5 protein-coding genes and 1 rRNA gene are annotated in these 5,420 nt (G+C 70.4%); 5 read left to right on the forward strand and 1 reads right to left on the reverse strand.

The features are described 5' to 3' along the window. Positions 1–89: ribosomal RNA gene (rrf, locus tag DLJ59_RS00705) — 5S ribosomal RNA — on the forward strand; the annotation flags it as partial. 219 nt (positions 90–308) lie between these two features. Beyond that, a complete protein-coding gene (locus tag DLJ59_RS36155; RefSeq protein WP_158630757.1) occupies positions 309–446 on the forward strand; it encodes a hypothetical protein in 138 nt (45 codons plus the stop codon). Between the two features lie 88 nt (positions 447–534). On the opposite strand, the gene DLJ59_RS00710 is transcribed toward DLJ59_RS36155, so the two are convergent. Then, entirely contained in the window at positions 535–2,355 is a 1,821-nt protein-coding gene (locus tag DLJ59_RS00710; RefSeq protein ID WP_124770592.1) for a VanW family protein, read from the reverse strand. 181 nt (positions 2,356–2,536) lie between these two features. On the opposite strand from DLJ59_RS00710, the gene nudC reads away from it, so the two are divergent. The 3 genes from nudC to DLJ59_RS00725 all read left to right on the forward strand — a co-directional run. Next, entirely contained in the window at positions 2,537–3,454 is a 918-nt protein-coding gene (nudC, locus tag DLJ59_RS00715) for an NAD(+) diphosphatase (protein ID WP_124770593.1), read from the forward strand. A 367-nt stretch (positions 3,455–3,821) separates the two neighbouring features. Then, positions 3,822–4,445, forward strand: a complete 624-nt coding sequence (locus DLJ59_RS00720) for a DUF6230 family protein (RefSeq protein ID WP_124770594.1) — start codon at positions 3,822–3,824, stop codon at positions 4,443–4,445. Positions 4,446–4,522: 77 nt separating this feature from the next. After that, a partial coding sequence (locus tag DLJ59_RS00725; protein ID WP_244235767.1) for a DUF6114 domain-containing protein occupies positions 4,523–5,420 on the forward strand: 898 nt, incomplete at its 3' end.

Consider the following 5,420-nt stretch of genomic DNA (forward strand, 5'->3'; position numbering starts at 1 on the left):
CCGGTTACATTCCGAACCCGGAAGCTAAGCCCTCCAGCGCCGATGGTACTGCACTCGTGAGGGTGTGGGAGAGTAGGACGCCGCCGGACAATCTTCCAGAAAAGGCCACCCCAATCGGGGTGGCCTTTTCTGCGTCCCCCGAACTGATCGGCCGGCACGAGTACACGAAAACCGTGCTGTCCCGGGTCACTTGATGACCCGCTTTCACTGAAACCGAGTCGATCAACGAGATCCGGGCCGTCCGGGCGTCGTCCTGGGCCTGCCGACCGCACGGTCCTGGGCCTGCCGCCCGCGGCCCGAATCTACTGGTGGACGACGTCCTGATACTTCTGGTGTTCGCCGGCTGCGTGACGGAGGCCCTGCGGATCCTCTGGGGCTCGCCCGTCCCGGCTCCGCCGCAATGGCACGGCGTTAACGCCGTCGAGCTGACCGCAGAGCACTGCTGAGCCCAAGAGCCGACCTGACCGCAGAGCAGGGCTGAGCCCCGAGCAGGGCTGAGGCCAGAGCGGCGCTGGGCTCAGCGCAGGTGAGACCTCAGGGTTTCGGCCCGCAGACGTAGCGGGGCTCCGCGTCGTAGCGCCAGGTGAACTTCTCCCGCTTGACCACCACGCCGCCCTTCTTCATGACCCGGAAGGCGTCCTGGGTGAAGCCGTTGATGCCGTTGGTCTCGATGCACGAGGGGCCGGGAGTCAGGTGGATCTGCTTCGGCGTCGTGACGTTGCGGCGTGGGCCGTACTCCGTCTTCACACTGTCGTAGATCTTCGTGCTCCAGATCGACACGGTGATCGTGCTGGACGTGTACGACGTGTCGATGAGCACGCCGTACTCGGTGTTGTTGCGGAACTTGAAGTCCAGGTTCGGCCAGAAGATGGTCGACTCGATGACCGCCGGGTACCGGTCGAACCAGTACGAGTGCGGCTTGTGCTCGACGTCCTCCAGGCCGGCGTAGTAGGTCGCGTTGAAAAGCGTGGTGGTGAACTGCGAGGTGCCGCCGCCGACGCCCGGCACCAGCTTGCCGTCGAGGATGACAGGTGCGTCCCGATAGCCCTGGGCGTAACCGCGTTCGCCGGTGTGACCGTTGAGCGAGAACGTCTTTCCGGGCAGCACGACAGTGCCGTCCACCTTCCTGGCGATGGTCGCGATGTTCTGACTGCGCGACGAGGCCATGCCCCCGGTGAACCGGGTGGTGAAGGTGGACACCCGCTCCTTGATGCCCAAGCCGGCGAGCTTTTCCGCGGTCAGCTGCGGCGGCGTCGGCTTCAACTCGCCGATCACCTCGCGGCCATCCGCCTTCGGTAGCACGGCCAGCAGGTCCCGACTGAGGGCTGCGGCGTCCAACTGCTGCCCGGATCGCCCTTCGGTGGCGGTGGGCCGGCCACCGGAAATTTTCATAGTGGCGTCCTTCGGCGGCACCTCGATGGCGGCCAGCTTGTCGCCGAGCGCCGCCCGCAGCCGCTTGACGTCCACCGCGGGTGTCAGCTTGCCGGTCTTGTCGGCGCTGAACCGCAGGCTCTTCGCGATGGCGGCGGGCGGGACCGTCAGCGAGCCCTTGCTGGTGCGCAGGGTGACCGGTGCGGCGACCGCCGGCTTTGCCAGCTCGCTGACCAGTCGATCCAACTCCTCCGGGGTGGTGGCCGGGTGGGTTTCCACCAGGGGCACGGTGATCGGGGCGCCGGCCAACCAACCGGCGCGGACCACCTCGGCGGAACGCTGCGGATTCAGTGCCAGCCCGGGCTTGGGCTGCACGACCTTCGGCTTGGTGCCCAGATAGGTGATCGCCGGCATCGTCATCCCCTGGGCCTGGTCGCCGAGCACCTTGCGCAGCGCGTCGTCCAACCGGCTCACGTCGACGGTCACCACCGGCTCGACGGTGCGGGAGCCGACCAGCCGGCTGACCGGGTGCGCGTCGGCCTCAGCCGCTGCCGCGACGGTCGCCGGCACGTCGACGGCCAGCCCCACGTCGGCCGGGTTGATGTCGGCGGTGCGCCCGTCGACGGTGACCTTCAGCGGTGTGGCCAGCGTTGCCGCCCGCCGGTCCAACTCCGCCCGCAACTCCCGGTCGGCGTCCGCGCGACTGCGGCCGCCCAGCTCGGTGCCGAGCACGCTGGTGCCACGGGGAACGTCACCGGCGTACGCCCAGGCGCCGGCACCCGCCACGGTGGCGAGGACGCCACCGGTGATGCCGGCGGCGAGCAGCATCCGCACCCGGCGCGGACGGCGCGGGCCGTTGCCGTCCGGCTCCTCAGGAGCGGCTGCCGTGACCGGCTCAGGCCCAGCGTCCGGCCAGGTCACCGCGGTGACCTGCACGGTGGGCCGGTCGTCGGCGGGTGGACTGTTTTCGCCGTACAGCGTCACTGCAACCTCGATCGCCAGGGTGCCGCAGGAGGTCCTCCCTCCCGGAGGCACCTACGGTAACGAATGCCCGGCGGTCCACGTGGGCTGCGGCCACCCGACGCTGCTACCGCGTGTCGTGCGGCGTTTCGCACGATCCGGGGGCGGTGCCGACGGCGGACCGACGACGTGGCACGGTGGCCCGGTGGGCACTGCGGAGCGGGTGTTGGCGTACGGGGGCGGTTGGTTGGACCGGGCGGGCCCGTTGCGCACCGATCCAGTGCGGTTGAGCGCGCTGTTCGCCGAGTCGAGCACCGTGCTGCTGCCGATGTGGCGGGACCGCTGCCTCGTCGACGGCCACGGGCCGGTTCGGCTCAGCGCGGAGCGCGCGGCGCTGGTCCGATCCGCCGCCCGCGAGACCGTCTTCCTGGGGCTCGACGGGGAGGTCGCCGTGTTCGCCGCGGACCTCTCCGCGCTGCCCGAGCGGTCCGCCGTCGAGATGGTCGGCGCGGTGCGCTCCGTCGACGTGCGGGCGCTGGTCGGGCGGCTCGAACCCGGCCACGCGGCCGTCCAGGCGTACGCCAGGGGCTTGCTGCACTGGCACCGGCAGCAGCGATTCTGCGGGACGTGCGGCGCGCCGGCCGTCACCGACGGTGGCGGGCATCTGCGGACCTGCACCGGCGCGGAGTGCGGGCGACTGCTGTTCCCCCGGATCGAGCCGGCGATCATCGTGTTGGTCGAGGCTCCGGGTCGGCCGGGGCGCTGTCTGCTGGCCCGGCACGCGGGTGCGGCTGAGGACGCGTACTCGACGCTGGCCGGCTTCGTCGAGGTCGGCGAGAGCCTGGAGGACGCGGTCCGGCGGGAGATGGCCGAGGAGGCGGGCGTGACCGTCACCGACGTGACCTACCAGGGGTCGCAGGCGTGGCCGTTCCCCGCCGGCCTGATGGTGGGCTTCCGGGCCACCGCCACCTCCGACGAGGTACGCGTCGACGGCGAGGAGCTGTTGGAGGCGCGCTGGTTCACCCGGGCGGAGCTGCGGGAGCGGGCGGCCTCGGGTCGTCCGCTCGGAAGGGTCGACGCGATCGACCACCGCCTCCTGACGGACTGGCTCGCGGAGAGCTAGTCGGGCTCGACCGCCGGGTGGTCCACTCCGCTGGCAATGGCAACTCGTGCGACCTGGGTAATTACATCTGTTACTCGATTGTGATTAGTCGATGCGGGGCCACTCTGCGCCGCCTCTCTACCGCGTTATGCCAGCCTTGCGGTCATTTCAGGGGATCGCAACGGCGAGCACCATGACGATCTGTGATGCCGCGTCTCCGTCAGGTCATCCGACTGTTACCGCCCGGTAAGCGAGGGGGGTTGTGACGTGTGCCGCACGGGTGCACCATCAAGCCCGATGGTTACCAGCCGGTAACAGGCCGCGGCCTCCCGTGTGGGCCGCCCGGTCGGAACCGGCAATCCCGCGCATCGATCCGAGGAGGAAACCCGTGCAGGATCGGTTTGAAAGTCAGGGTCGTACCCGGTGGCGGCGTTTCGCCGCCATGATGGTGCCCGCCACGGCGGCCGCCGGCGCCATCCTCTTCGGAATGTCGACCGGCGCGATCGCGTCCGACATCACGGTCTCCGGGCAGACGTTCAAGATCGGCGCCGACCGCCTCGAGGGCGACGGCTTCAAGCAGTACGGCGGCATCGTCCGCGAGAAGGGCAAGGACGGGAAGCCCGGCCAGGTCCACCCGATCGCGCTTTCCGAGATCAACAGTGCCGAGTTGTACAGCCTCTGCCAGTCCGTCCGCGCCGACCTGCCGGGCCTGCCGGTGGTGCTCACCATCAACGCCGGCGAGGGCAAGGAACCCGCCCGGGCCAAGGACCTGCTGATCGCGATGGACTCGTTGAACGGCAACGCGACCTTCACCAACATCAAGATCGGTCGGGACGCCACCGACCTGAACCCGACCGCGCAGGCGGGCTCGTTCGGCCAGAACTCCGACCACGTCACCATCACCAACCTGCAACAGGTGTCCCGCTACACCACGGCGGCCACGTTCAACCTGGTCGGCCTCCGACTCAAGGTCAACGTGGGTGACGACGCCAAGGGCAAGGAGTGTTTCTGAGGTGAGCCCCGGCCCGCGGTGGTCAGCGCCGCGGACCGGGCCCATCTTCCCCGTTCCCGCTCGGCCAGGAGGAGTACGTGACAACCGCGAACCCGTCGCACGCCCGGCCCGGTGGTCCGGCTCAGGCGTGGCGTCACTTCCGCCGCTGGCAGCGCAGCCGGCCGTTCTGGGGCGGACTGCTCATCACCCTGGCCGGACTGGAGATGTTCGCCTCCACCCGGATGACCCTCAACGGCCTCAGCTTCCACAGTGGCGCGACCGGCCTGCTCTCGCTGCTGATCCCGACCATCCTGGTGACCTGCGGCCTGTTGCTCTGGCTCACCCCGGCGCAGCGGCTGTTCTACTCGGTCGTCGCGGCGGTCACCGCGGTGTACTCGCTGATCGGGCTCAACCTCGGCGGCTTCTTCGTCGGTCTGCTGCTCGGCATCGTCGGCAGCGCCCTCGCCTTCGCCTGGACGCCGATCCGCCCCGCAGCATCCACCCCGACACCGGCCGAGGTCGAGCAGGTCGACGACGGTCTGGGCGGTGTCGGCCTGGCCGAGGTTGGTCAGGGCGGAGTTGATCGCGACGACGTCGAGCAGGCCGGCGTCGAGCGAGGCGGTGTCGAGCCGGCTGGGGTTGGCCAGGGCGACGCCGCGCAGGGCGGCGTCGAGCGGGCCGATCGGCTGGCGGCGTCCGACGAGGGTGCGCCGCCCGAGTGGCCGGGACGTTCCGCTGACCCGCGAGCCCTCGCCGTCGCGCTCGTGGTCCTCGGCCTGGCCGCCGTCGGTCTGGCGGGCCAGCCCCGAGCGGTGCAGGCCGCGTCGAACCAGCCGGCCGCCACCGGCTGCCCCACCCCGCCCCGGGCGGTCACCCCGTCGCCCACCCGCAGCGCGGCCACGCCGACGCCCACCGCGAGCCCGCAGCCGGACGGCAACGTGATCACCGACATCCTGGACGGAGTCGACGATCTGCTCGGCCTCGGTGGCGAAGAGG

This window comes from Micromonospora inaquosa, assembly GCF_003857055.1.
GTDB lineage: Bacteria > Actinomycetota > Actinomycetes > Mycobacteriales > Micromonosporaceae > Micromonospora > Micromonospora inaquosa.